24 protein-coding genes are annotated in these 21,621 nt (G+C 69.3%); 14 read left to right on the forward strand and 10 right to left on the reverse strand.

Annotated elements, in window-relative coordinates:
• Window positions 1-188: 188 nt before the first annotated feature.
• Both RTL41_RS20500 and RTL41_RS20505 read right to left on the reverse strand, forming a co-directional pair.
• Entirely contained in the window at window positions 189-728 is a 540-nt protein-coding gene (locus RTL41_RS20500; protein WP_312167191.1) for a hypothetical protein, read from the reverse strand.
• Window positions 725-1,627, reverse strand: a complete 903-nt coding sequence (locus RTL41_RS20505; protein ID WP_312167192.1) for a LysR family transcriptional regulator — start codon at window positions 1,625-1,627, stop codon at window positions 725-727. The genes RTL41_RS20500 and RTL41_RS20505 overlap by 4 nt, the downstream gene beginning before the upstream one ends.
• Before the next feature lie 157 nt (window positions 1,628-1,784).
• On the opposite strand from RTL41_RS20505, the gene leuC reads away from it, so the two are divergent.
• From leuC to RTL41_RS20540, 7 genes are all read left to right on the forward strand, one after another.
• The gene (gene leuC, locus RTL41_RS20510) at window positions 1,785-3,209 is read left to right on the forward strand and encodes a 3-isopropylmalate dehydratase large subunit (RefSeq protein WP_312167194.1); all 1,425 of its coding nucleotides are present in this window, start codon (window positions 1,785-1,787) and stop codon (window positions 3,207-3,209) included.
• Entirely contained in the window at window positions 3,209-3,925 is a 717-nt protein-coding gene (locus RTL41_RS20515; protein WP_312167196.1) for a hypothetical protein, read from the forward strand. The genes leuC and RTL41_RS20515 overlap by 1 nt, the downstream gene beginning before the upstream one ends.
• Window positions 3,922-4,779 (forward strand): VOC family protein, encoded by an 858-nt coding sequence (locus tag RTL41_RS20520; RefSeq protein WP_312167198.1) that lies wholly within the window; start codon window positions 3,922-3,924, stop codon window positions 4,777-4,779. The genes RTL41_RS20515 and RTL41_RS20520 overlap by 4 nt, the downstream gene beginning before the upstream one ends.
• A 25-nt stretch (window positions 4,780-4,804) precedes the next feature.
• Entirely contained in the window at window positions 4,805-5,416 is a 612-nt protein-coding gene (leuD, locus tag RTL41_RS20525) for a 3-isopropylmalate dehydratase small subunit (RefSeq protein ID WP_312167201.1), read from the forward strand.
• The gene (locus RTL41_RS20530; RefSeq protein ID WP_312167204.1) at window positions 5,413-5,715 is read left to right on the forward strand and encodes a putative quinol monooxygenase; all 303 of its coding nucleotides are present in this window, start codon (window positions 5,413-5,415) and stop codon (window positions 5,713-5,715) included. The genes leuD and RTL41_RS20530 overlap by 4 nt, the downstream gene beginning before the upstream one ends.
• 27 nt (window positions 5,716-5,742) lie before the next feature.
• On the forward strand, window positions 5,743-6,795 hold the full coding sequence (leuB, locus tag RTL41_RS20535) for a 3-isopropylmalate dehydrogenase (RefSeq protein WP_312167206.1): 1,053 nt from the start codon (window positions 5,743-5,745) through the stop codon (window positions 6,793-6,795).
• 136 nt (window positions 6,796-6,931) lie between these two features.
• Entirely contained in the window at window positions 6,932-7,261 is a 330-nt protein-coding gene (locus tag RTL41_RS20540; protein WP_312167209.1) for a DUF6481 family protein, read from the forward strand.
• 9 nt (window positions 7,262-7,270) lie between these two features.
• Here RTL41_RS20540 and RTL41_RS20545 read toward each other — a convergent pair whose 3' ends face one another.
• Genes RTL41_RS20545 through RTL41_RS20555 form a run of 3 tightly spaced genes read right to left on the reverse strand, consistent with a single transcriptional unit; the run spans window position 7,271 to window position 9,991 of the window.
• Window positions 7,271-8,539 (reverse strand): sulfatase, encoded by a 1,269-nt coding sequence (locus RTL41_RS20545; protein WP_312167212.1) that lies wholly within the window; start codon window positions 8,537-8,539, stop codon window positions 7,271-7,273.
• 35 nt (window positions 8,540-8,574) lie between these two features.
• Window positions 8,575-9,498 carry a bifunctional helix-turn-helix transcriptional regulator/GNAT family N-acetyltransferase gene (locus tag RTL41_RS20550; RefSeq protein WP_312167214.1) on the reverse strand — a complete coding sequence of 308 codons (924 nt, stop codon included), beginning with the start codon at window positions 9,496-9,498 and terminating at the stop codon, window positions 8,575-8,577.
• A gap of 46 nt (window positions 9,499-9,544) precedes the next feature.
• Window positions 9,545-9,991, reverse strand: a complete 447-nt coding sequence (locus RTL41_RS20555; protein WP_312167217.1) for a MarR family transcriptional regulator — start codon at window positions 9,989-9,991, stop codon at window positions 9,545-9,547.
• A gap of 79 nt (window positions 9,992-10,070) precedes the next feature.
• On the opposite strand from RTL41_RS20555, the gene RTL41_RS20560 reads away from it, so the two are divergent.
• Window positions 10,071-11,057 (forward strand): D-2-hydroxyacid dehydrogenase, encoded by a 987-nt coding sequence (locus RTL41_RS20560; protein WP_312167219.1) that lies wholly within the window; start codon window positions 10,071-10,073, stop codon window positions 11,055-11,057.
• On the opposite strand, the gene RTL41_RS20565 is transcribed toward RTL41_RS20560, so the two are convergent.
• A complete protein-coding gene (locus RTL41_RS20565) occupies window positions 11,054-11,440 on the reverse strand; it encodes a PaaI family thioesterase (RefSeq protein WP_312167222.1) in 387 nt (128 codons plus the stop codon). The two genes, RTL41_RS20560 and RTL41_RS20565, sit on opposite strands and share 4 nt — an antisense overlap.
• Before the next feature lie 175 nt (window positions 11,441-11,615).
• Here RTL41_RS20565 and RTL41_RS20570 point away from each other — a divergent pair, with 175 nt between their 5' ends.
• Window positions 11,616-12,647, forward strand: coding sequence for an aspartate-semialdehyde dehydrogenase (locus RTL41_RS20570; protein ID WP_312167225.1), 1,032 nt, complete (start codon window positions 11,616-11,618; stop codon window positions 12,645-12,647).
• 10 nt (window positions 12,648-12,657) lie between these two features.
• Here RTL41_RS20570 and RTL41_RS20575 read toward each other — a convergent pair whose 3' ends face one another.
• Window positions 12,658-14,379: a hypothetical protein gene (locus RTL41_RS20575; protein WP_312167227.1), complete on the reverse strand. Its 1,722-nt coding sequence runs from the start codon at window positions 14,377-14,379 to the stop codon at window positions 12,658-12,660.
• A gap of 216 nt (window positions 14,380-14,595) precedes the next feature.
• Here RTL41_RS20575 and RTL41_RS20580 point away from each other — a divergent pair, with 216 nt between their 5' ends.
• From RTL41_RS20580 to RTL41_RS20600, 5 genes are read left to right on the forward strand one after another with little or no spacing between them, the layout of a single operon-like run.
• Complete coding sequence (locus tag RTL41_RS20580) at window positions 14,596-15,318, forward strand: response regulator transcription factor (RefSeq protein WP_312167229.1); 723 nt, start codon at window positions 14,596-14,598, stop codon at window positions 15,316-15,318.
• Complete coding sequence (locus tag RTL41_RS20585; RefSeq protein WP_312167231.1) at window positions 15,287-16,918, forward strand: stimulus-sensing domain-containing protein; 1,632 nt, start codon at window positions 15,287-15,289, stop codon at window positions 16,916-16,918. The genes RTL41_RS20580 and RTL41_RS20585 overlap by 32 nt, the downstream gene beginning before the upstream one ends.
• A complete protein-coding gene (locus RTL41_RS20590; protein WP_312167233.1) occupies window positions 16,915-17,400 on the forward strand; it encodes an HPr kinase/phosphorylase in 486 nt (161 codons plus the stop codon). Before RTL41_RS20585 ends, RTL41_RS20590 begins: the two co-directional genes overlap by 4 nt.
• Window positions 17,401-17,410: 10 nt before the next feature.
• On the forward strand, window positions 17,411-17,815 hold the full coding sequence (locus RTL41_RS20595; RefSeq protein WP_312167236.1) for a PTS sugar transporter subunit IIA: 405 nt from the start codon (window positions 17,411-17,413) through the stop codon (window positions 17,813-17,815).
• Complete coding sequence (locus tag RTL41_RS20600) at window positions 17,812-18,084, forward strand: HPr family phosphocarrier protein (RefSeq protein ID WP_312167239.1); 273 nt, start codon at window positions 17,812-17,814, stop codon at window positions 18,082-18,084. Before RTL41_RS20595 ends, RTL41_RS20600 begins: the two co-directional genes overlap by 4 nt.
• A 44-nt stretch (window positions 18,085-18,128) precedes the next feature.
• Here the strand turns inward: RTL41_RS20600 and RTL41_RS20605 are convergent, their stop codons facing one another.
• From RTL41_RS20605 to RTL41_RS20615, 3 genes are all read right to left on the reverse strand, one after another.
• On the reverse strand, window positions 18,129-19,295 hold the full coding sequence (locus RTL41_RS20605) for an OmpA family protein (RefSeq protein WP_312167241.1): 1,167 nt from the start codon (window positions 19,293-19,295) through the stop codon (window positions 18,129-18,131).
• A 202-nt stretch (window positions 19,296-19,497) separates the two neighbouring features.
• A complete protein-coding gene (locus RTL41_RS20610; RefSeq protein WP_312167244.1) occupies window positions 19,498-20,259 on the reverse strand; it encodes an ABC transporter permease in 762 nt (253 codons plus the stop codon).
• A complete protein-coding gene (locus RTL41_RS20615) occupies window positions 20,256-21,203 on the reverse strand; it encodes an ABC transporter ATP-binding protein (RefSeq protein WP_409418356.1) in 948 nt (315 codons plus the stop codon). Before RTL41_RS20615 ends, RTL41_RS20610 begins: the two co-directional genes overlap by 4 nt.
• Between the last annotated feature and the right edge of the window lie 418 nt (window positions 21,204-21,621).

Consider the following 21,621-nt stretch of genomic DNA (forward strand, 5'->3'; position numbering starts at 1 on the left):
ACGGCGCCTTCGTGCTCTTCGTGTCCTTCGTGGTCTTGGTGTTTCAAAATCCGCCAAGCAGCTTGCGCCAGCCGCCACCGGAGGAAAAACAGGCGTCATCCCGGTTTGCGCAGCAAGACCGGGACCCATGAACACCGGATGGATCGGAAGCCAGGCTCGGCCCCGCCTTCATCGCCAAAGCGCGCCTCTTACGACCTGGCCGCCGCCAGCACCCGCTCCACGCTCTCCTCGACGCTCGGCGCGCCGGCGATCTCGATCACCGGGCAGGGCAGTCCCGCCAGCCAGGCCCGGTGCCGCTCCAGGCTGCGGCCCGCAAAACCCGGCTGCTCATAGGCCTGCGCCCAGGCGAGGAACTCCAGGTGCTGGGCGTGCATCGCCCCGCCCGGCTCGATCGCCGCGCCGTAGCGCGCCCGCTCGCGCGCCATCAGCCGCGCCATCCGCACCTCCTGCGGCACGTGCAGGAAGGCCACCAGGTCGAACCGCGGGACGAACACGTCGCCCCAGCCCATCAGCGAGCCGGAGATCACCCAGGACGACGCCCCGGCCACCTGCGCCTCCATCAGCGCCACGCGCTGCGCCTCCGGCCGCTTGGTGGTGAACGGCGGATCGGTCGCCTCCCAGAAGAAGCTGTCGGTGTCGAGGTGGCGGCCCTCCAGGCGCGCGGCCAGCGCCGCCCCCAGCGTCGTCGTCCCCGAGGACGAGGCCCCGACCACGTGGATGCGCGTCACGCCTTGCGCCCCTCGGCGATGAAGGTCTGGAACCCGGCCACCAGGTGGTCGAACATCAGCCGCATGCGCCGGTGGCCCTTCAGGTTCTCATGCATGGCGATCCACACCTCGAGCTCGAAGCCGAAGGCGTTGGAGAGCAGCGGCGTCAGGCCGTAGCGGCGGGCGATCTGATGCTGGCAGGCGCCCACCCCGACCCCGGCGCGGATGGCGGCGATCTGGGCCAGGTCGTTGTCCGAGCGGAAGGCGAACAGCTCGCGGCTGACCTCCCAGGGCAGCTCCAGGTCGGCCAGGGCCTGCAGCGCCGGCGTCTCGCGGTCGAACCCGACCACCGTATGCGCGGTCAGCTCCTGCAGGGTCTGCGGCGCGCCGAAGCATTCGATGTAGTCGGGCGAGGCGTAGAAGCCGACGCCGATGGCGCCGACCTTGCGCGCCACCAGCGCCCCCTGGGTCGGGCGCACCATGCGCACGGCGATGTCGGCGTCGCGCCGCGACAGGTCCTCGGCCTTGTTCGACAGCACCAGCTCGATGTCGATCTCGGGGTGCTGGCGGCGGAACGATCCCAGGATCGGCGGCAGCACCTCGGCGCCCATGATCTGGCTGGCGGTGATGCGGATGGCGCCCTTCAATTGCTCGGCCGAGCCGGAGGCGTCGCGCAGGGCCGCGGCGGCGGCGGCGTGCATCTCGGCCAGGTGGCTTTCCAGTTGCCGGGCGAGGTCGGTGGGTGTCAGGCCGCGGGGCGAGCGCAGGAACAGCGGCGCGCCCAGCTTGGTCTCCAGCGCCTCGATGTGGCGGCCCAGGGTCGGCTGGGTGAGGCCACGGGCCTTGGCCGCCGCCGACAGGCTGCCGGCCTGGAGCACGGCATGCAGGCTTTGGAACAGATCCCAATCGGCGTTCGCCATGCACCTATGAATAGCCGATCTGCAAAATTCGGCAATTACGGGCAGGCGCCGGGCCTGGCGCCCGCTCAGGACGCCGGAGCGTGAACGCCAGGGGAGAGACCGATTTTATCCGGTTCTGGTGTTTCCACCTGAACCGGAAAGGGTCTAGATGCCGGCCATGGTTGGAAAGACGCTTTACGACAAGATTTGGGACGCGCACGTCGTCGAGAACCAGGACGGCGAGTCGATCCTCTATATCGACCTGCACCTCATCCACGAGGTCACCACGCCGCAGGCCTTCGCCGGGCTTCGCGCCAATCACCGGCCGGTGCGCCGGCCCGACCGCACGCTGGCGGTCGCCGACCACAACATCCCGACCGAGGGCCAGGCCAGGGGCGTCGCCGCCGTGGCCGACGAGGAAGCGCGCCTGCAGCTCCAGACCCTGGAGCGCAACGTCAAGGACAACGGCATCGAGTTCTTCCCGATGGGCGACGTGCGCAACGGCATCGTCCACGTGGTCGGTCCCGAGCAGGGCCGCACCCAGCCGGGCATGACCATCGTCTGCGGCGACAGCCACACCTCCACCCACGGGGCGTTCGGCGCCCTGGCCCACGGGATCGGCACCTCCGAGGTCGAGCACGTGCTGGCGACCCAGACCCTTCGCCAGAAGAAGGCGAAGAACATGCGCGTCACGGTCGACGGGACCCTGGCCCCCGGCGTCGGCGCCAAGGACATCGCCCTGGCCATCATCGGCGAGATCGGCACCGCCGGCGGCACCGGCTACGTCATCGAATATGCCGGCGAGGCGATCCGCGGCCTGTCGATGGAAGGCCGCATGACCCTGTGCAACCTGACCATCGAGGGCGGCGCCCGCGCCGGGCTGGTCGCCCCCGACCAGACCACCTACGACTACATGCAGGGCCGCCCGGCCGCCCCCAAGGGCGGCGCCTGGGAGATGGCGCTCGGCTACTGGAAGACGCTCTATTCCGACGACGACGCGGTATTCGACCGCGAGGTGGTGATCGACGGCGGCAAGATCGCCCCGCTGGTCACCTGGGGAACGTCGCCCGAGGACGTCATCGCCGTCACCGACGTTGCGCCCGATCCCGAGAGCTTCGCCACCCCGGACAAGCGCGCCTCGGCCGCCCGCGCCCTCGAATATATGGGCCTGGAGGCCGGCCAGCCGATCACCGAGGCCAAGATCGACGTGGTGTTCATCGGCTCGTGCACCAACAGCCGGATCGAGGACCTGCGCCAGGCGGCTCAGGTCGTCCAGCACGCCTTCCTCCACGGCAGGCTGGTGGCGTCGCACGTGCGGGCCATGGTCGTGCCGGGCTCGGGCCTGGTGAAGGCGCAGGCCGAGGAGGAGGGCCTGGACGCCATCTTCAAGGCCGCCGGCTTCGACTGGCGCGAGCCGGGCTGCTCGATGTGCCTGGGCATGAACCCCGACCGCCTCGCCCCGGGCGAGCGCTGCGCCTCGACCTCCAACCGCAACTTCGAGGGCCGCCAGGGCCGCGGGGGGCGAACACACCTGATGAGCCCGGCCATGGCCGCGGCCGCAGCCATAGCCGGCCACATCGCCGACGTCAGGGACTTCATGTGATGATGAGCGCCCGCACCAGCTTTCTCGTCTGGTGGGGGCTTCCCGTCCTCTGCGGCGGCTTCGGCGCCATGGCCGCCGCCTATCTGGGCGAGGGCGGCATGTTCGGGCGCCGGCCGGGCCAGATCGGGCCGCTGATGCTGGTCGGCGGCTACTTCCTCGTGGTCGGCCTGCTGGCGGTCGTGTTCCGCATGCGCCAGAACCAGGCGTCCTTCGATGAGCGCGACCGTTTCGACAAGCCGGTCGAGGCCGCCATGGTCGCCCTCTGCGTGCCGATCCTGGTCGCCGGCGTCTGGCTGTTCGCCGCCGGCCTGAAGGCCGACCTCGGCCCGTCCCGGACCGTCACCGGCGCGCTGCAGTCGATCGACAAGGTCGGCGCCTTCGGCCGCAGCTTCGGGATCGATCTCGAATCCACCGCCAGCCCGATGATCCTGCAGTGCCGGCTGGCCCGCAATTGCGGCAGCCCCACCCCGCTCATGCGGCTGCAGCCCGGAACCTCGATGGAGATCCAGGTCGTGCACGGCAAGGTGCTGGGCCTGAAGGCCGGCGGCCGCCAGCTCGTCGATCCCGCCGTCCAGCGCACCTGGCGGGTGGGCCTGGGCGCCGCCGGGCTCGTCGCGCTGCTGCTCTACGGCGCGGCCTTCACCGTGGCGGCCGCGCGGCTGCTGTTCCAGGCCCAAGAGCCGCAACCCGAACCTCCGTACTGGACCGCCTCGTGATCTCTGCGCTCGACCATATCGCCGTCGCGGTTCGCGACCTCGACGCCGCCGTCGACGGCTACGCCCGCCTGCTCGGCCTCGCTCCCAACTGGATCGGCGGCGACGGCGGCGCGCGCCACGCCTGGTTCCAGTTGCCCAACATGGCCCTCGACGTCATCGCCCCGCATGGCGAGGGCGCGTTCGGCGACACCATCCGCGGCCACCTCGACGCCCACGGCGAGGGGATCTGGGCCATGGCCTTCACGGTCCCCGACATCGAGGCCGCTCACGTCCTGCTGACCCGCCGCGGCATCGGCGGGGCCAAGCCGCATCCGGTGCGCTCGACCCACGACGACGGGCGCAAGCGCTACTGGACGACCAGCGCCCTGGACGCCGCCGCCACCGGCGGCCTCAACATCCTGCTCTCGGCCCCGCCGCGCGACGGCGTCGCCTGGCCGCTGTCGGAACCGACCGGCGAGGGCGCGATCTCCGCGCTCGACCATGTGGTGATCCACACCCCCAACCCCGACCGGGCGCTGGGGGTCTACGGCGCCAAGCTCGGCCTCGACCTGCGGCTCGACCGTTCGAACCCCGACTGGAAGGTTCGGCAGCTTTTCTTCCGCTGTGACGATAGCCTCGTCGAGGTCGCCGCCAGCCTCAACCGGCAGGTTTCCGACGATCCCGACGGCTTCGGAGGCCTTGCCTGGCAAGCCGCCGACATTCACGCCGCGCACGCCCGGATCGCTTCGGCAGGTTTCGACGTTTCCGACGTGAAAACCGGCCGAAAGCCCGGCACCCACGTCTTCACCATCCGCTCGGGCGTCCCCGACGCCCCGACCCTGGTCATCTCCCAGGGCGAGCGCCCCTCGACCTGACCTGAACCTCTGCTAAGACCAAGCCATGCAAGCCTTTACCCGCCTCGACGCCAAGATCGCCCCGCTCCCACTGGCGAACATCGACACCGACCAGATCATCCCCAAGCAGTTCCTCAAGACCGTGGAACGCGAGGGGCTGGGCCGCGGCCTGTTCTACGACTTCCGCTTCGACGAAAACGGCAAGGAAAAGAACGATTTTGTCCTGAACCGCCCGGAGTACAAGGGTGCGGGCGTGCTGGTCACCGGCGACAATTTCGGCTGCGGCTCCTCGCGCGAGCACGCCCCCTGGGCGCTGATGGACTTCGGCATCAGTTGCGTGATCGCCACGAGCTTCGCGGACATTTTCTACAACAACTGCTTCCAGAACGGCCTGCTGCCCGTGGTCCTGAAACCCGAGGAAGTTCAGGACCTTATGGACGAGGCCAAGGGCGGCAACCACATGGTCACCGTCGACCTGGAGCGGCAGGTCGTCGTCTCGCCCTCGGGCAAGACCTTCGCCTTCACGATCGACGCGAACCGCAAGGAAAAGATGCTCAACGGCCTCGACGCCATCGGCGAGACCCTGCAGGCGGCCGCCGCGATCGACGTCTATGAGGGCCAGCGCGCCCTCAGCCAGCCCTGGCTGGAGCGGGCGTGAGCCTGATCATCGCCGGCACGGTGCGGGTCCCGGCCGAGGCCCTCGCGGACTTCCGGCCGCACATGCGGGCGATGCTCGACGCCAGCCGCGCCGAGGACGGCTGCCTGGAATATGCCTATGCCGAGGACGTGCTGGACCCCGGCCTGATCCGGGTGTTCGAGGTCTGGCGCGACCAGGCGGCGCTCGATGCGCACTTCAAAACGCCGCACATGGCGACCTGGCGCAGCCATTGGCCCGCCTTCGGGGTTTCCGATCGCCGTCTCTTCGCCTACGAGGTCGCCTCCGAACGCCAGCTCTAGGCGCGTGACATCCAAGGGGGTTCCCACATGACCGACCTGCTCCTCCTGCCCGGCGACGGGATCGGGCCCGAAGTGACCGCGCAGGTCCGCCGCGTGGCCGAGGCCCTGACCCCCGACCTCGTGATCGAGGAGCGGCTGTTCGGCGGTGCCAGCTACGACGCCCACGGCCTGCCGCTGACCGACGAGACGCTGGCCGCCGCCAAGGCCGCCAAGGCCGTGCTGATGGGCGCGGTCGGCGGCCCCAAGTGGGTCGGCGTCCCGCGCGACAAGCGCCCGGAGGCCGGCCTCCTGAACCTGCGCGCCGGCATGGAGGTGTTCGCCAACCTGCGCCCGGCGCTGTGCTTCAACGCCCTGGCCGACGCCTCCAGCCTCAAGCGCGAGCTGGTCGAGGGCCTGGACTTCATGATCGTCCGCGAGCTGACCGGCGGCATCTATTTCGGCTCGCCGCGCTTCATCGAGGAGCTGCCGGAAGGCGGCAAGCGCGCCGTCGACACCCAGGTCTACACCACCGCCGAGATCGAGCGCGTCGCCCGCGTCGCCTTCGAGCTGGCCCGCGGCCGCCGCAACAAGGTCCACTCGGCCGAGAAGTCCAACGTCATGGACTCAGGCCTGCTGTGGCGCGAGGTGGTCAGCGACCTGCACAAGCGCGAATACGCCGACGTCGAGCTGGAGCACATCCTGGCCGACAACGCGGCCATGCAGATCGTCAAGAACCCCAAGCAGTTCGACGTCATGGTCACCGACAACCTGTTCGGCGACATCCTCTCGGACGCCGCGGCCCAACTGACCGGCTCGCTGGGCATGCTGCCCTCGGCCGCGCTGGGCGCCCCCGGCAAGCCCGGCCTCTACGAGCCGATCCACGGCTCGGCCCCGGACATCGCCGGCCAGAACCTGGCCAACCCGCTGGCGGCGATCCTGTCGCTGGAGATGGCCCTGCGCTGGTCGCTGGACCGCGCCGAGGCCGCCGATCGGCTCTACGCCGCGGTCGTCAAGGCGCTGGAAGGCGGCGCGCGCACCCGCGACCTGGGCGGCGCGCTCAGCACCGTGCAGATGGGCGACGCGGTGCTGGCGGCGCTCTAGATCCGGCCGCGTTTCAGGGCGGCGCCGGGCGCCGTCCTGACGCCCGTGCACAGGCGCCACACCCTCGCGCCGCGGCGAACAAACGCACCATCTCCCGATTGCATTTTTCAGCGATATGGGAGATGGGGACGCCCGCATGAGTTATCTTAAGAACAGCACTTTCCAAGACCGCGCCACCGCGTCCCTCGAAGCCAAAAAGGCTCTTCTGGCCAAGATGAAGGTGAAGCCCACCGTCACGGCCGCCCCGGGCACCGACCGCGCCACCATCAAAGCCAACGAACTGGCCGAACTGCGCGCCAAGCGCGAGATCGAGCGCGCCGAACGTCGTCGCGTCCAGGCCGAGCAGGACGCGCTCAAGCGCGAGATCGACGCATTCAACGCCGAGACCGCCGAGCTCGAGCTGCGCGCCGCCCAGAAGGCCGCGCGCGACGCCCGCTACGCCGCGCGCAAGCAACGCCGCAAATAGACTGACCCGTCAGTCGGGGTGATCGGCCGCCGAGGCCGGCGCCACGTGCGGCGGAAACGCCTCCGCCATCGGTTCGTACCTGGCCCTGGCCGCTTCCAGCCGCGCGCGCATGTCCGCCGCGGCCTGCGGGTGGTTGCGCGCGACGCTGTAGTTCTCGCCGGGATCGACCTCCATGTCGAAGAGCAGCGGGTAGCGATCCAGCGCGATGTCGTAGGTCCGGTAGTAGGACCGCGCCACGTACTTCCAGCGCGGCGTGCGCACGGCGGCGACCTTGGCGTTGTCGAACAGCACGATCTGCTCGTGCGGTGAATCCGCGCCGTCCTTCAGCACGCCCGAGAGGTCGCGGCCGTCGAGTTCGCGGTCCTGCACCGGCGGCGCTCCGGCCATCGCCGCCAGGGTCGGCAGCAGGTCGAGATTGCTGGCCAGCGCGTGGCTGACCTGGCCGGCCGGCAGGGTCCCTGGCTGGCGGGCGATGAACGGCACGCGGAAGCCGCCGTCCCAGGCCGAGCCGCCCTTGCGGTCACGGAACGGGCCGGACGAGCCCTCGAACCAGGGGCCGTTGTCGGAGGTGAACACCACCATGGTGTCCTCCTCCAGCCCCAGCGCCTTCAGCGTCTCCAGCAGGCGCCCGACATTGAGGTCGATCTCCTCGACCACCTCGCCATAGTCGCCGCCCGGCGAGCCGGTCAGGTCGTCGGGATTGGGCTTGAGGGGGATGTGCGGCGCGGTCAGGGCCAGCAGCACGAAGAACGGTTGCTCGCGGTTCTGCTCGACGAACTCGACCGTCTGCTCGAAGAACCACTGGGTCAGCTTGGAGAAGTCGGCCTTGCTCTCGGTCATCGGCGAGGCGGCGTTGTCGTACAGCGCCAGCGGCCGCATGTCGTGGCTGTAGGGCAGGCCGTAGAACCGCTGGAACCCATAGACCATCGGCGGCCAGTGCGGCGCCACATGGCCCAGGTGCCACTTGCCGATCAGGGCGCTGGCGTAATCCTCGCCCAGGGCCTTGGGAATGGTCACGGCGTCCGGCGGCAGGCCGGTGGTGTCGGCCGGCTGGATCACCTCATGCGCCAGGCCGTTGCGGATCGCGTACTGGCCGGTCAGCAGGCCCGCGCGGGAGGGCGTGCAGACATTGGCCGAGGCGTAGAAATCGGTGAGACGAACCCCCTCGGCGGCCATGCGATCGAGGTTGGGGGTGCGGATGACCTTGCCGCCGTCGCAGCCGAGGTCGCCATAGCCGAGATCGTCGGCCAGGATGACGATGAAATTGGGTTTACGCATGGACGCCAATCTAGGCGCCCGCGGCGGCCTGTCACCTACCGAAGGCGCAGGTTCCAGGTTTCGCTGATCAGCCCCTTGGCGATGTAGTCGTCGGGCCAGCTTCGGACCAGCTCGAACCCGGCGCCCGCATAGACCGCCCGGGCCGCCGACAGGATGCTCTGGGTCCACAGCGTGATCTCGGCGTAGCCGGCGGCCCGGGCGAAGGCGACGCACTCGGCCACCAGCCGCTTGCCCAGGCCCAGGCCCCGCGCGGCCGGCTCGATCAGCAGCATGCGGAGCTTGGCCTGGCCTTGGCCGTCGCCCTTCACCAGGAAGATCGAGCCGAGGATCTCGCCGTCGCGCTCGGCGATCCAGCAGCGCTCGCGGGCCGGGTCCAGGTTCTCGACGAAGTCGGCGGCGATCCTGGCCACCAGCGCCTCGAACCGCTCGTCCCAGCCATACTCGCGGGCATAGAGCGCCCCGTGGCGATGCACGACCCAGCCGATGTCGCCGGGCCGATGGCGGCGCAGCACGATCTCACCCGGCGCCGGCTTCTCCAGCAGGTGCTCGATCTCAGCCATGGCCTTGGTCAGCTTGGTCTTCTGGACGGTGGAGAGCTGGCCCAGCATCACCTCGACCGCGCCCTGGGCCGCGCCCAGCCAGCCGTTGTAGGCGTGGATGCCCTCGGAGGTCAGCCATACCGAGACGCTGCGGCCGTCCGAGGGCGAGGTCCGCCGGGTCAGCAGCCCCTCGCCCTCGAAGCGCTTGAGCACCCGGCTGAGATAGCCGTTGTCCATCCGGGTGCGTTCGGCCAGCGCCTTGGGGGTGATCCCGCCCGGCGCCTGGGCGACCTCGTAGAGCACCCGCATCTCGGCCAGATTGTAGGGCGATCCGAGGTGCGCCTCGTCCAGGGCGCCGATCTTGCGGGTGTAGAAGCGGTTGAAGCGGCGAACGGCCGAAACCGGGTCCCGGGGCAGCATGGAGCACCTCCAGGAGCAGCAGAATATGGATAGTTGACTAAGTCAACTATCGGGTTTTCGGCTCCGATCGACGTGTCATCAGGCCCAGCAGCTCGGTCGCCACCGCCAGCCAGGCGGGGGTCAATCCCTCGGACATCGACTGGGCCCACAACGCCTTGCGCTGCAAGGCTTGGCCGTAGGCCGCGCGCCCGCTGGCGGTGAGCTGGAACAGGCGCGCGCGGCAGTGGTCGGGGTTGTCGATCCAGGCGCCCAGGCCACGCGCGGCGAGGTCGTCGGCCAGCCGCTGCACCGCCTGGCGGCTGAGCCCCAGCGAGCGGGCGACCTGGGGCACGGTCCGGGCCGTGCCGGGCGCCGCCAGCACCGCCGCCACCCGCATCCGGGCGCCGGTGAAGCCGGTGTCGGCCAGCATCCGGTCCTCGACCTCGGCGAACCGGTCGGCGGCGGTTCCCACGGCGTCGACGAGGCGCAGGACGGCGTCGGCGGAAGCTTCCATGCCAATAGATTGTCGTTATGACAATGCATTGTCAAATGTCCGACGTTGCGGGCGCGGGGCGTCAAGCTACAGTTCGCGGATGCAAGCTTTCCTCCTCCGAGCCTCCTATGACCGCATCGCCGAGCGCCTGGCCGCCCTGGCCCCGGAGCTGGAGGTCGTGGTCCAGGAACCGGACGGCGGCCTGACCCGGGACGGCCGCCCGTTCGACCCTGCGGGCCTGAAGCCGCAGATCTGGTGGCTGAGCCTCGACGCCTTCGGCAAGCGCGGCGGCGACTATTTCGCCCAACTCGCCGCCTCGCCCGACGCGCGCTGGGTGCAGACCGCCTTCGCCGGCCTGGACAATCCGATGTTCAAGCCCCTGGCCCGCGAGAGCCTGACCGTCACCAATTCCAGCGCCCAGGCCCCGGCCATCGCCGAGTACGTGACCATCCATGCGCTCAGCCTGCTGCACCCGATCGCCGAGCAGGCGGCGCACCAGAAGGCCCATGAATGGAAGCCGGTGAACTTCCGCGAGGTCGGCCAGACCCGCTGGCTGATCGTCGGCTTCGGCAATATCGGCCGCGAGATCGCCCAGCGCGCCAAGGCCTTCGGGGCCGACATCGAGGCGGTCCGCCGCTCGGCCTCGCCCGAGGGCCTGGCCGACGCGGTCAGCACCCTGGCCGACCTGCCGCGCAGCCTGCCCGGGGCCGACGTAGTGGTGCTGGCCTGCGCCCTCAACGAGGAGACCCGCAACCTGGCGGGCGCCGCCTTCTTCGCGGCCATGAAGCCCGGCGCGATCCTGATCAACATCGGCCGCGGCGGGCTGGTCGACGAGGACGCCCTGCGCGCCGGCCTCGAGCGCGACCAGCCGGCCCACGCCGTGCTCGACGTCTTCCAGACCGAGCCGCTGTCGGCCGACGCCTGGTTCTGGGACCACCCCAAGGTGCGGGTGACGCCGCACGCCTCCAACCGCGGCGAGCTGACCGGCGCGCGCGGCGAGGAGCTGTTCCTGGCCAACCTGGCGCTCTACCTGCGCGGCGAGCCGCTGCGCAACGTCACCCGCGGCGCGGACATCGGCGCGGGCTAAGCCTCCACCGTCATCTGGGTCTGCAGCACCAGGGCCAGCAGCTTGCCCTCGTCATTGGTGATGCGGGTCTGCCAGACGCTGGAGCGGCGGCCGACATGCAGGGGGATCGCCTCGCCATGGACGGTGCTCCCGACCTTGGCCGCCCCCAGGAAGTTGGTCTTCGATTCCAGCGTGGTGGTGCGCGCGCCGGCCGGCAGGTTCAGGAAGCCGCCCACCGCGCCCAGGGCGTCGGCGAAGGCCATGAACGCGCCGCCGTGCAGGATGCCGCCCGCCGTGCAGAGGTCCTCGCGCACGACCAGGCGGCCGGTCACCCTGGCCTTGTCGCGCTCGACGATCTCGACGCCCATGAGGTTGGAGAACGGCATTCCGGTATTGGTCGACATGATCACTCCGTCGTCTGAATTCGGGCGCCAGGGGAGGGTCCGGCCCGCGCCAGGTCAATGACCTCGCAGGTCATCGTCCAGCGGCTCCGACCGGCCCGCCGGACGCGCTCGCCTTGCGCCCGGGAACCGCAAGGCGTAACGGGACGCTCCGCTGCATGAATTGAAGGAGACCGCCATGGGCTATCGGGTGGCCGTGGTCGGCGCCACGGGCAATGTGGGCCGCGAGATGCTGAACATCCTGGAGGAAGTGAACTTCCCCGTGGACAAGATTCACGCGATCGCCAGCCGCAAATCGATCGGCGTCGAGGTCTCGTTCGGCGACAAGATCCTCAAGTGCGAGGATGTCGAGCAGTTCGACTTCTCGACCGTCGACGTCGTGCTGATGAGCGTCTCGGGCGCGTTCTCCAAGGAGTGGTCGCCGAAGATCGGCGCCGCCGGCCCGATCGTGATCGACAACTCCTCGGCCTGGCGCATGGACCCCGACGTGCCGCTGATCGTGCCGGAGGTGAACCCGGACGACGTGGCCTATGCCGGCAAGAAGAACATCATCGCCAACCCGAACTGCTCGACCGCCCAACTGGTCGTGGCGCTGAAGCCGCTGCACGACCGCGCGCGCATCAAGCGGGTGGTGGTCTCGACCTACCAGTCGGTCTCCGGGGCCGGCAAGGAAGGCATGGACGAGCTCTGGGACCAGACCAAGGGCATCTTCGTCCTGGGCGCGCCCGAGCCCAAGAAGTTCCCCAAGCAGATCGCCTTCAACGTCATCCCCTTCATCGGCTCGTTCAACGAGGACGGCTATACCGACGAAGAAGCCAAGATGTGGCACGAGACCCACAAGATGATCGACCCGTCGATCGCCCTGACGGTCACCTGCGTCCGGGTGCCGGTGATGGTCGGCCACTCCGAGAGCGTGAACATCGAGTTCCACGATCCGCTCGACGAGGACGAGGCCCGCGACCTGCTGCGCGAAAGCCCCGGCCTGATCGTCATCGATCAGCGCAACGACAAGGGCTACATCACCCCCAAGGAAGCCCAGGGCGAGTTTCCGGTCTTCGTCAGCCGCATCCGCAAGGACCCGACGGTCGAGAACGGCCTGAACCTGTGGGTCGTCGCCGACAACCTGCGCAAGGGCGCGGCGCTGAACGCGGTGCAGATCGCCGAGCTGCTGCACGAGCGCGGCCTGCTGAAGAGCAAGACCGCCGCCTGAGGGGATCGGGTCAGGCGGCCATGCCGAGCTGGTGGATCAGGGTCCGCACCTGGTCCATCCGTTCCGGGTTGGCCGCCAGTTCGGCGCGGGTGTCCTCCTGCCGGACCATGCGCATGGCCTCCTGGCGGGCGCGGTCGGCCGCGGGCCCGGCCGGCGCGGTCTCGCCGGCCGCCAGGCGCAGCAGCAGCAATAGCTTCTGGCCGGCCGGGGCCGGGGTCTTGGCCAGGGTCGGGACCAGCCGGGCGTCGGCCTCGACCAGCCCGCCGACATCGCCGATCTTGGCCTGGATGGGGGCGTAGTCCTCCGACGCCAGGCCGCCGCGCGCGACCGCCCGCTGCAGGGCCGCCAGCTTCTGCAGCTTCACGGCCGCGGTGTCGGGGCCGTAGCGAAATTCCTTCTCGAACCGCAGGGCGGACACCCCGGCCGACAGATAGCGCCCGGCCTGGCGCTTGTTGGCGCCGCCGATGACGTTCTCGACCAGCCAGATCAGCGCCTCGATCTCCTCGCGGGCGGTGCGTTCGCCGCCGCCGAGATAGGCCTCGACGAAGTCGCTGGTGACCAGCATCCGCGAGCGCTGCACGAACGCGGCCTGCACGTCGTCGACATTGAGCAGCGCCCCGGCCGCGGCCGCCGCGGTCAGGGTCATGGCCAGGCCGCGCATCACCTCGATCTCGCCGGAGGCGTCGGCGGGGCGCAGCCGCCGCGGGCCGTTCAGCTCGCGCACCACCCGCTTGGCGATGGCCACCCGCACGCTCTCGAAATCGTCCGCCGCCAGCCATTTCGACAGCCGGGTGGCCGCCTCCGACAGCGGCGGCATCATCCTGGCGACCGAGGGCTCGGCGCGGATCAGGGCGTCGACCGTCTCGCAGGCGGCCAGCCGGGTCATCGCGGCCAGTTGTCCGCCCAGGTCCAGCTCCTGGCCGATGATGTTGTCGAGCCCCGAGCGCGAGCCGAGGATCTCGGCCAGCGGCTGCTCGATGGTCTGCAGGGCCAGGCCCCGAGGCGGCCCGGTGACCGGCGCGGCGTCGGCCAGGTCGAGCAGGCGCGAGACCTTCTCCGACCAGGACCTGGCCGGGGCGATGGAGGCGGCGACCCCGGCCCCCAGCAGGTAGGCGCGCTCGGGATCGTGGCTGACCCGCTCGGCGGCGCGGGCGAAGCCCTCCTTGTCGAGGTTGGGCATGCCGCCCTTGCGGAAGTCCTTGAGCAGCCGGTCGATGGCGCGTTCGACCAGGCTCGAGAAGGTGCGGATCAGTTCGTGGACGGTCAGGCCGCGGGCCTGGGCCTCCGGGATCGCCACCTTCTGGATCGCGTGCTGCAGGTCGGTGCCCGAGGCCTCCAGTTCCTCGACCAGGTCGGGGCGGTGCAGCAGTTCGAACGGGGTCGCGCCCTTGCGCTCCAGCCAGCCCTCCAGCAGCCGGCCGATCCGCTCGCGGGCGTGGACGGTGTAGAGATCCTGCGGGCTGACGCAGAGCGGGTCCTGGTTCTCGACGATCTTTTTCTTCTTCGGGGCCTCGGCGGCCCCCAGGGTCAGGATGGTGACCGATCGGAACTCGCGGGTTTCCGGGTCGAGGGTCTCCTTGGTGACCCGCACGGCGGCCACCCGGCCCTCGCTCATCATCTCCTCGGCCGTGGAGATCGCCGCGGCCCGGTTCTCGGTGGCCATGTCGAGCTTCCACGCCGCGCCAGGCGCGCGCCGCATGAAGACTTCGTAGTGGACTTGCTGACCGTGCACGGGGGTCCCCTTCCCCGCCAGCATGCCGCGACAAGCTTAATACCGCTTTATCGCAAGGGTTTGCGAAGGACAGGGGTCGGCGGCGTGGGCGGAACCGGGACGCCGTCCGGGGTCTTCACTTGCCAAGGCTTTCCCGAACCTGGCCGCCGCCCCATTGAGGACACGCTGGCGGGCCATTAGCTTGCGAAGCTTCGCTGAAGGATACGACAGAGACCTATGGCCAAGATCACCCTGGTGGATGACGACGAGAACATCGTCACGTCGGTCAGCCTCGCCCTCGAAAGCCACGGCCATGAGGTCAAGGCCTACTATGACGGCGCCTCGGGTCTGGCGGCCCTGGAGAACGAGCCCCCGGATCTGGCGATCCTCGACGTCAAGATGCCGCGCATGGACGGGATGGAAGTCCTGCGCCGGCTGCGCCGGACCTCGGACCTGCCGGTCATCATCCTGACCTCGAAGGACGAGGAGATCGATGAGATCCTCGGCTTCAACCTCGGCGCCGACGACTACATGCACAAGCCGTTCAGCCAGCGCCTGCTGATCGAGCGGGTGAAGGCCGTGCTGCGCCGCGCCGGGGTCGAGGGCGAGGAGCCGGCCACGACCGCCGCCGCCGCGGCCAACGGCGACGCCGCCTCGCGGGCGCTGAAGCGCGGCAAGCTGACCCTGGACCCCGCCCGGCACGACTGCCTGTGGGACGGCAAGCCGGTGAAGCTGACCGTGACCGAGTTCCTGCTGCTGCAGTCGCTGGCCCAGCGGCCCGGCTTCGTGAAAAGCCGCGACAACCTGATGGATGCGGCCTACGACGATCAGGTCTATGTCGACGATCGGACCATCGACAGCCACATCAAGCGGATGCGGAAGAAGTTCCGCGAGGTCGACCCTGAGTTCGACGCGATCGAAACCCTTTATGGCGTCGGATACAGATACCGCGAAGCCTGACCCGAAGCCGGCGGCGCGCAAGCAGCGGCCGCCGCCCTCCGGGCCCTCGTTCTTCAGTTGGCTGCCCGGCTCGCGCCTGGGGCGGTTCATCATCCTGCTCAACGTGTTCGGGCTGGCGATCATCATCGCCGGCTCGCTGCTGCTCAACGAGCTGCGGCGGGGGCTGGTGGGGGCGCGGATCGACAGCCTGACCACCCAGGGCGAGCTGATCGTCAACGTCATCAACCGCGCCGCCACGGTGGGCGAGCCGACGCCGGAACTGGACGCCCAGGCGGCCAGCGAGATCCTGCAGATGCTGTCCAATCCGCGCTCGCAGCGGGCGCGGCTGTTCGACGACAAGGGCAACCTGATCGCCGACAGCTACTGGGTCGCCGACCGGGTGGAATGGAAGGTGCTGCCGCCGGCCCGGCCCCGCAACGACCAGGGCGGCCTGGCCCTCGACCTCAAGATCGGCCGGCCGCCGCCGCCGCCGGCCCCCGCCGCCCAGCGGGCGCTGACGATGGAGGTCGGCCAGGCCCTGCGCGGGGTGCACTGGGCCGGGATGCGCACCGCCGAGGACGGCGAGCGGGTAGTCTCGGTCTCGATCCCGATCCAGCACGTACAGGCGGTGCTGGGGGTGCTGACGCTGGAGGCCAGCGACGTCGACGAGATCATCCGGGCCGAGCGCCAGGCCCTGGCCCCGTTCATCCTCATCGCGATCTTCGTGACCCTGGTCTCGTCGATCCTGCTGAACAACCTGATCGCCCAGCCGGTGCGGATGCTCTCGCGCGCCGCCGACCGCGTGCGCCTCTCGCGCGCCCGGTCGATCTCGCTGCCGCAACTGGCCCGGCGCGACGACGAGCTGGGCGACCTGACCCGCTCGCTGGAGGACATGACCGACGCGCTGTCCGAGCGCATGGACGCCATCGAGCGGTTCGCCGCCGACGTGGCGCACGAGATCAAGAACCCGCTCACCTCGCTGCGCTCGGCGGTGGAGACCCTGGATCTGGTCAAGGACCCGGCGGCGCGCGACCGGCTGATGGCGATCCTGAACAACGACATCAAGCGCCTCGACCGGCTGGTGACCGACATCTCCAACGCCTCGCGCCTGGACGCCGAGCTGTCGCGCGAGGACCTGCGCTCGCTCGACCTGGGCCGGCTGATCTCCGAGGTCGTCCAGCTCTACCAGGACACCGCCAAGCCGGGCGAAGCGGCGGTGAGGTTCGAGCCGCCGGACACCCTGGAGCCCGTCATGGTCTCGGGCCGCGAAGGCCCGCTCGGGCAGTTGCTGCGCAACCTGATCGACAACGCCCGCTCGTTCAGCGCCCAGGGCGGCGAGGTGCGGGTGGCCCTGGAACGGCGCCGTGGCGAGGCCGTGCTCACCGTCGACGACGACGGGCCGGGCATCCCGCCCGACAACCTCGAGACCATCTTCGAGCGGTTCTACACCTCGCGGCCCAAGGGCGCGGCGTTCGGCGGCAATTCGGGCCTGGGCCTGTCCATCGCCCGCCAGATCGCCGCCGCCCAGGGCGGTTCGATCCGCGCCGAGAACCGGCAGGACGCCGAGGGCCAGGTGACCGGCGCCCGGTTCATCGTCACCCTGCCGGAGGCGCGGCGATGATCGCCCATGCCGGCCTGGTGGCCGCCTACATCGACGGATGCTGGCGCGGCGTGCTGATCGAGGGCCCGTCGGGCGTCGGCAAGAGCGACCTGGCGCTGCGGGCGCTCGATCAGGGCTTTCGGCTGGTGGCCGACGACCGGGTGGTGCTGTGGGCCTGCGAAGGAAGCCTCTATGGACGCGCGCCGGAGACTCTTTCCGGCCTGATCGAGGCGCGGGGCGTCGGCGTCTGCCGCGAACCGGCCATCGCCTTTTGCCGCATTGCCTTGGCGGTTCGGTGCGAGCAGCATGAGCGGATGCCCGAACCGGCTTTCACAGATTACGTCGGGTTGAGTATCCCGACGATTTCGCTCCAGCCGCTGGAGTCTTCGGCGCCCGCGAAGCTTCGTCGCGCACTGCAACATCTTGGAGCTTGGGCGGAAGAAGCGTATCTAGACCCCCTCGCGGCCGGCGTATCGCCGCGGCCGGGTGGGGATTCCCGTTGAGAGAGTTGGCATGATCGGGCTCGTGATCGTTACGCACGGGCGGCTGGCCGAGGAATTCGTCTTCGCCATGGAGCATGTGGTCGGACCGCAGGCGGCGGTCGCGGCCATCTGCATCGGGCCCGAGGACGATATGGAAAAGCGCCGCAAGGACATCCTGGCGGCGTGCGAGGCCGTGAATTCGGGGTCCGGGGTCATCCTGCTGACCGACATGTTCGGCGGCACTCCCTCGAACCTCGCCATTTCGGTGATGGAGCAGACCAAGGCCGAGGTCATCGCCGGCCTCAACCTGCCCATGCTGATCAAGCTGGCCTCGGTCCGCACCCGCCAGTCCCTGGAAGACTGCGTCGCCTGCGCCCAGGAGGCCGGACGCAAGTACATCTCCGTCGCATCCTACGTGCTGGCTGGCGAAAAGTGACCACGGCGCGCACCGTCGAGATCATCAACAAGCGGGGCCTGCACGCGCGCGCCTCGGCCAAGTTCGTGAAACTGGCGGCGACCTTCGACGCCGAGGTCAAGGTCGCCAAGGACGGCGCCACCGTCGACGCCCGCTCGATCATGGGGCTGATGATGCTCGCCGCCGGCCCCGGCTGCTGCATCGACATCCTGGCCAAGGGCAAGGAGGCCGCGTCCGCGGTCGAGGCCCTGGCCGCCCTGGTCGCCGCGCGGTTCGAGGAAGACGAATAGGGACGACCCGTCGCCGCGGGCCGCCCCTCTCCTGAAAGCCCGGACTACTTCCTCACGATCACCAGTTCGGTCCGCCGGTTCTTGGCGCGGCCGTCTTCGGTCGCGTTGTCGGCGATCGGATCGGCTTCACCCATGCCGGCGGTCTCGATCCGCTGGCCGGCGATCCCGCGGGCGACCAGCTCCGTCTTCACCGTCGCCGCGCGGCCGTCCGACAGGGTCTTGTTGGCGGCCGGATCGCCCTGGTTGTCGGTATAGCCGACGACCCGCGTCCGAACGTTCGGATAGGCCTTGAGAATGGCGGCCAGGGTGTCGACCGTCGGCTTGCTCTCCGGCGTCAGGGTGTTGGAGGCGGTGTCGAAGTTCAGGTTGTCGAACACGAAGGTCTTCGGGGCCGCCTCGTTGGAGTCGAGGAACTTGGCCACGCCGTAGCCGATCGAGCCCGGCGCCACCGAGATCGTCGCGCCGCCCGGCAGGGTCAGGGTTTCGGACGTCACCGGCGCCGGCGTGACGCTGGCGGCCGGCGGCGGGGCCTCGACGCGCTTGGACCCGCAATTGCGCAGGCCGAAGATCAGGGCCAGGACGACCGCCGCGGCGATCAGCCAGGGTAGGATCTTCATGAAGCCGCCGCCGCCCGTCGCCGCCGCCGTCGTGGCCGCGGTGCGAGCAGTCTGCGCCGCGCCGCCGAGGCCGAACAGCGAGCCGAGCCCCGGAGGCAGCGCCCCCAGGATGCTGGCCCTCTGGTCCGACAGCAGCGACTGCACGCCGGACGCGGTCGGGGTTCCGCCCAGGGACTTGGCGATGGCCCCCAGCACCAGCGGGGCCGCCAGCGAGAGCAGTTGCGTCGCCGCGCCGGCCTTGATCCCGGCGAAGCTGGCCAGGGTGTTGGTCACGCTGCCGCTGTTGGCGCCCAGCAGGCTGTCGGAGAGGGTCTTGCCCTGGCTGAGCAGGCCCGCCCGCGCCGTGTCGTCGCCGAGCAGGGCCGGAAGCCGGTCCAGCGGATTGCCGCCGCCCGCCGCCTGGCCGATGAGGCTGAGGAGGCCGTTGGCGCCGCTGGTGGTCGAGCTCTGCTGCAGGGCGGCGGCCAGCAAGGCCGGCGTCGCCGCCGAAAGGCCCTTGCTGACCGAGCCGGAGGACTCGCCGAATACGCTGGAAAGCTTGCCGATCATGTCCGGCGACAGGGCGCCGATCACTGTCTGTACGAGGTTGCTCACAACGGATCTCCCGAGAGGGTTGGATCGTAGGCAGCTCAGCGCAAAGTCGCGTACTTCAAGCTTACTTACATCCCCCCAGACAGGCCCCGCGCTGTGCGGACACGGTCCGACAGTTAATAGAACATCGGTTTCTGTACACCTTTTCGGCTCGCCCGCAATAGTTGCATGGCGACCCACAATATACTCTAAGCTTAGCCGTAGCTCAGGTCTTGAGCTTGTAGCCCGTTCGGAAGATAGCCCAGATGGCCGCCAGGCAGATCAGGACGAAGCCGAATGTGGCGCCCAGGCTGATCCCCACGTCGACGTCCGAGATCCCGTAGAAGCTCCAGCGGAACCCCGAGATCAGGTAGACCACCGGGTTGAACAGGGTGATCTTCTGCCAGAGCTCGGGCAGCATGCTGATCGAGTAGAAGCTGCCCCCCAGGAAGGCCAGCGGCGTGACGATCATCATCGGCACGATCTGCAGCTTCTCCCAGCCGTCCGCCCAGACGCCGATCACGAAGCCCAGCAGGCTGAAGGCGACCGAGGTCAGGATCAGGAAGCCGACCATCCAGACCGGATGGGCGATGCTGAAGTCCACGAACAGCCGCGCCGTCGCCAGGATGATCAGCCCGAGGATCACCGACTTGGTCGCCGCGGCGCCCACATAGCCGACCACGATCTCGAACGCCGAGATCGGCGCCGACAGCACCTCGTAGATCGTGCCCGAGAACTTCGGCATGTAGATGCCGAACGAGGCGTTCATGATGCTCTCGGTCAGGATCGACAGCATAATCAGGCCCGGCACGATGAAGGCGCCGTAGCTGATCCCGTCGATCTCGACCATCCGCGAGCCGATCGCCGACCCGAAGACGATGAAATAGAGCGAGGTCGAGATCACCGGCGAGGCGATCGACTGCATCAGGGTGCGCCAGGTGCGCGCCAGCTCGAAGAGATAGATGGCCTTGATGGCGTGCAGGTTCATGGCCGGCCCCTCACCAGGCTGACGAAGATCTCCTCCAGCGAGCTTTCCTCGGTCCGGAGGTCCTTGAAGTCGACGCCGGCGGCGGCGAGCTGGCGCAGGAGCGCGGCGATGCCGGTGTCCTCGCTCTGCGCGTCGAAGGTGTAGACCAGCTCCTGGCCGTCCTTGGCCAGTTCGAGCTGGTAGTCCGAAAGGCCGGCCGGCAGGGCGGCCAGCGGCTCCTGCAGGTGCAGGGTCAGTTGCTTCTTGCCCAGCTTGCGCATGAGCACGTCCTTGTCCTCGACCAGGATGATCTCGCCCTTGCTGATCACCCCGATCCGGTCGGCCATCTCCTCGGCCTCCTCGATGTAGTGGGTGGTCAGGATGATGGTGACGCCGCTCTCGCGCAGGCCCCGGACCATCTCCCACATGTCGCGGCGCAGCTCGACGTCGACCCCGGCGGTGGGCTCGTCGAGGAACAGGATGCGCGGTTCGTGGCTGAGCGCCTTGGCGATCATCACCCGGCGCTTCATGCCGCCCGACAGCGCCATGATCTTCGAGTCCTTCTTGTCCCAGAGACTGAGGTCGCGAAGGATCTTCTCCAGATAGGCCGGGTCCGGCGCCTTGCCGAACAGGCCGCGGCTGAACTTGACCGTGTCCCAGACGCTCTCGAAGGCGTCGGTGGACAGCTCCTGCGGCACCAGCCCGATCTTGGTCCGTGCGGCGCGATACTCGGCGATGATGTCGTGACCGTCGGCGGTCACCTGGCCGCCGCTCGGATTGACGATGCCGCAGATGATGCTGATCAGCGTCGTCTTGCCCGCGCCGTTGGGGCCGAGCAGGGCGAAGATCTCGCCCTGGCGGATATCCAGGTCCACGGCCTTGAGGGCCTGGAAACCCCCGGCATAGGTCTTCGACAGACCCTGAACGGAAATGATCGGCTGCACGCGGGCCCCTTCGGTGCGGATGTGTCAGCCAGATAGGACGCCGGAGGCATCGCGGCTAGGCCGCCCCGTCATCAAGTCAGTTGAGCTTTTGGGGCGGGGCCGCGCCTCATTCGTCAGGCCCGGCGCGAACGGGCTTTCCGGGATGACACGAGAAGCACGCCCGCGACAGAGGCGCCAAAGGGGCGCTCCACCCCTCGCACCGCGCCATCCACCCCACGGCGCCTTCGTGCTCTTCGTGTCCTTCGTGGTCTTGGTGTTTCAAAATCCACCAAGCAGCTTGCGCCAAACGCCACCGGAGGAAAAACAGGCGTCATCCCGGTTTGCGGACGCGGCCGCGCCTCATCGACCTCGACGGCGTTAGGCCAGGTCGGCCGCCTTCATGGACATGGGCCGCAGGCCGAGGTCGGCCATGAGTGCGGCGTCGGTGTCCTTGTCGGGG

The sequence above is a fragment of the Phenylobacterium sp. genome, assembly GCF_031984885.1.
Taxonomy (GTDB): domain Bacteria; phylum Pseudomonadota; class Alphaproteobacteria; order Caulobacterales; family Caulobacteraceae; genus Phenylobacterium.

Coding starts and splice junctions, on each gene's coding strand:
- RTL41_RS20505 (WP_312167192.1), bottom strand. CDS start 1,627: ATGGCGAACGCCGATTGGGATCTGTTCCAAAGCCTGCATGCCGTGCTC.
- RTL41_RS20560 (WP_312167219.1), top strand. CDS start 10,071: ATGCAAGCTTTCCTCCTCCGAGCCTCCTATGACCGCATCGCCGAGCGC.
- RTL41_RS20610 (WP_312167244.1), bottom strand. CDS start 20,259: ATGAACCTGCACGCCATCAAGGCCATCTATCTCTTCGAGCTGGCGCGC.
- RTL41_RS20545 (WP_312167212.1), bottom strand. CDS start 8,539: ATGCGTAAACCCAATTTCATCGTCATCCTGGCCGACGATCTCGGCTAT.
- RTL41_RS20515 (WP_312167196.1), top strand. CDS start 3,209: ATGATGAGCGCCCGCACCAGCTTTCTCGTCTGGTGGGGGCTTCCCGTC.
- RTL41_RS20565 (WP_312167222.1), bottom strand. CDS start 11,440: ATGTCGACCAATACCGGAATGCCGTTCTCCAACCTCATGGGCGTCGAG.
- RTL41_RS20585 (WP_312167231.1), top strand. CDS start 15,287: ATGGCGTCGGATACAGATACCGCGAAGCCTGACCCGAAGCCGGCGGCG.
- RTL41_RS20550 (WP_312167214.1), bottom strand. CDS start 9,498: ATGCTGCCCCGGGACCCGGTTTCGGCCGTTCGCCGCTTCAACCGCTTC.
- RTL41_RS20570 (WP_312167225.1), top strand. CDS start 11,616: ATGGGCTATCGGGTGGCCGTGGTCGGCGCCACGGGCAATGTGGGCCGC.
- RTL41_RS20580 (WP_312167229.1), top strand. CDS start 14,596: ATGGCCAAGATCACCCTGGTGGATGACGACGAGAACATCGTCACGTCG.
- leuB (WP_312167206.1), top strand. CDS start 5,743: ATGACCGACCTGCTCCTCCTGCCCGGCGACGGGATCGGGCCCGAAGTG.
- RTL41_RS20590 (WP_312167233.1), top strand. CDS start 16,915: ATGATCGCCCATGCCGGCCTGGTGGCCGCCTACATCGACGGATGCTGG.
- RTL41_RS20540 (WP_312167209.1), top strand. CDS start 6,932: ATGAGTTATCTTAAGAACAGCACTTTCCAAGACCGCGCCACCGCGTCC.
- RTL41_RS20555 (WP_312167217.1), bottom strand. CDS start 9,991: ATGGAAGCTTCCGCCGACGCCGTCCTGCGCCTCGTCGACGCCGTGGGA.
- leuD (WP_312167201.1), top strand. CDS start 4,805: ATGCAAGCCTTTACCCGCCTCGACGCCAAGATCGCCCCGCTCCCACTG.
- RTL41_RS20595 (WP_312167236.1), top strand. CDS start 17,411: ATGATCGGGCTCGTGATCGTTACGCACGGGCGGCTGGCCGAGGAATTC.
- leuC (WP_312167194.1), top strand. CDS start 1,785: ATGGTTGGAAAGACGCTTTACGACAAGATTTGGGACGCGCACGTCGTC.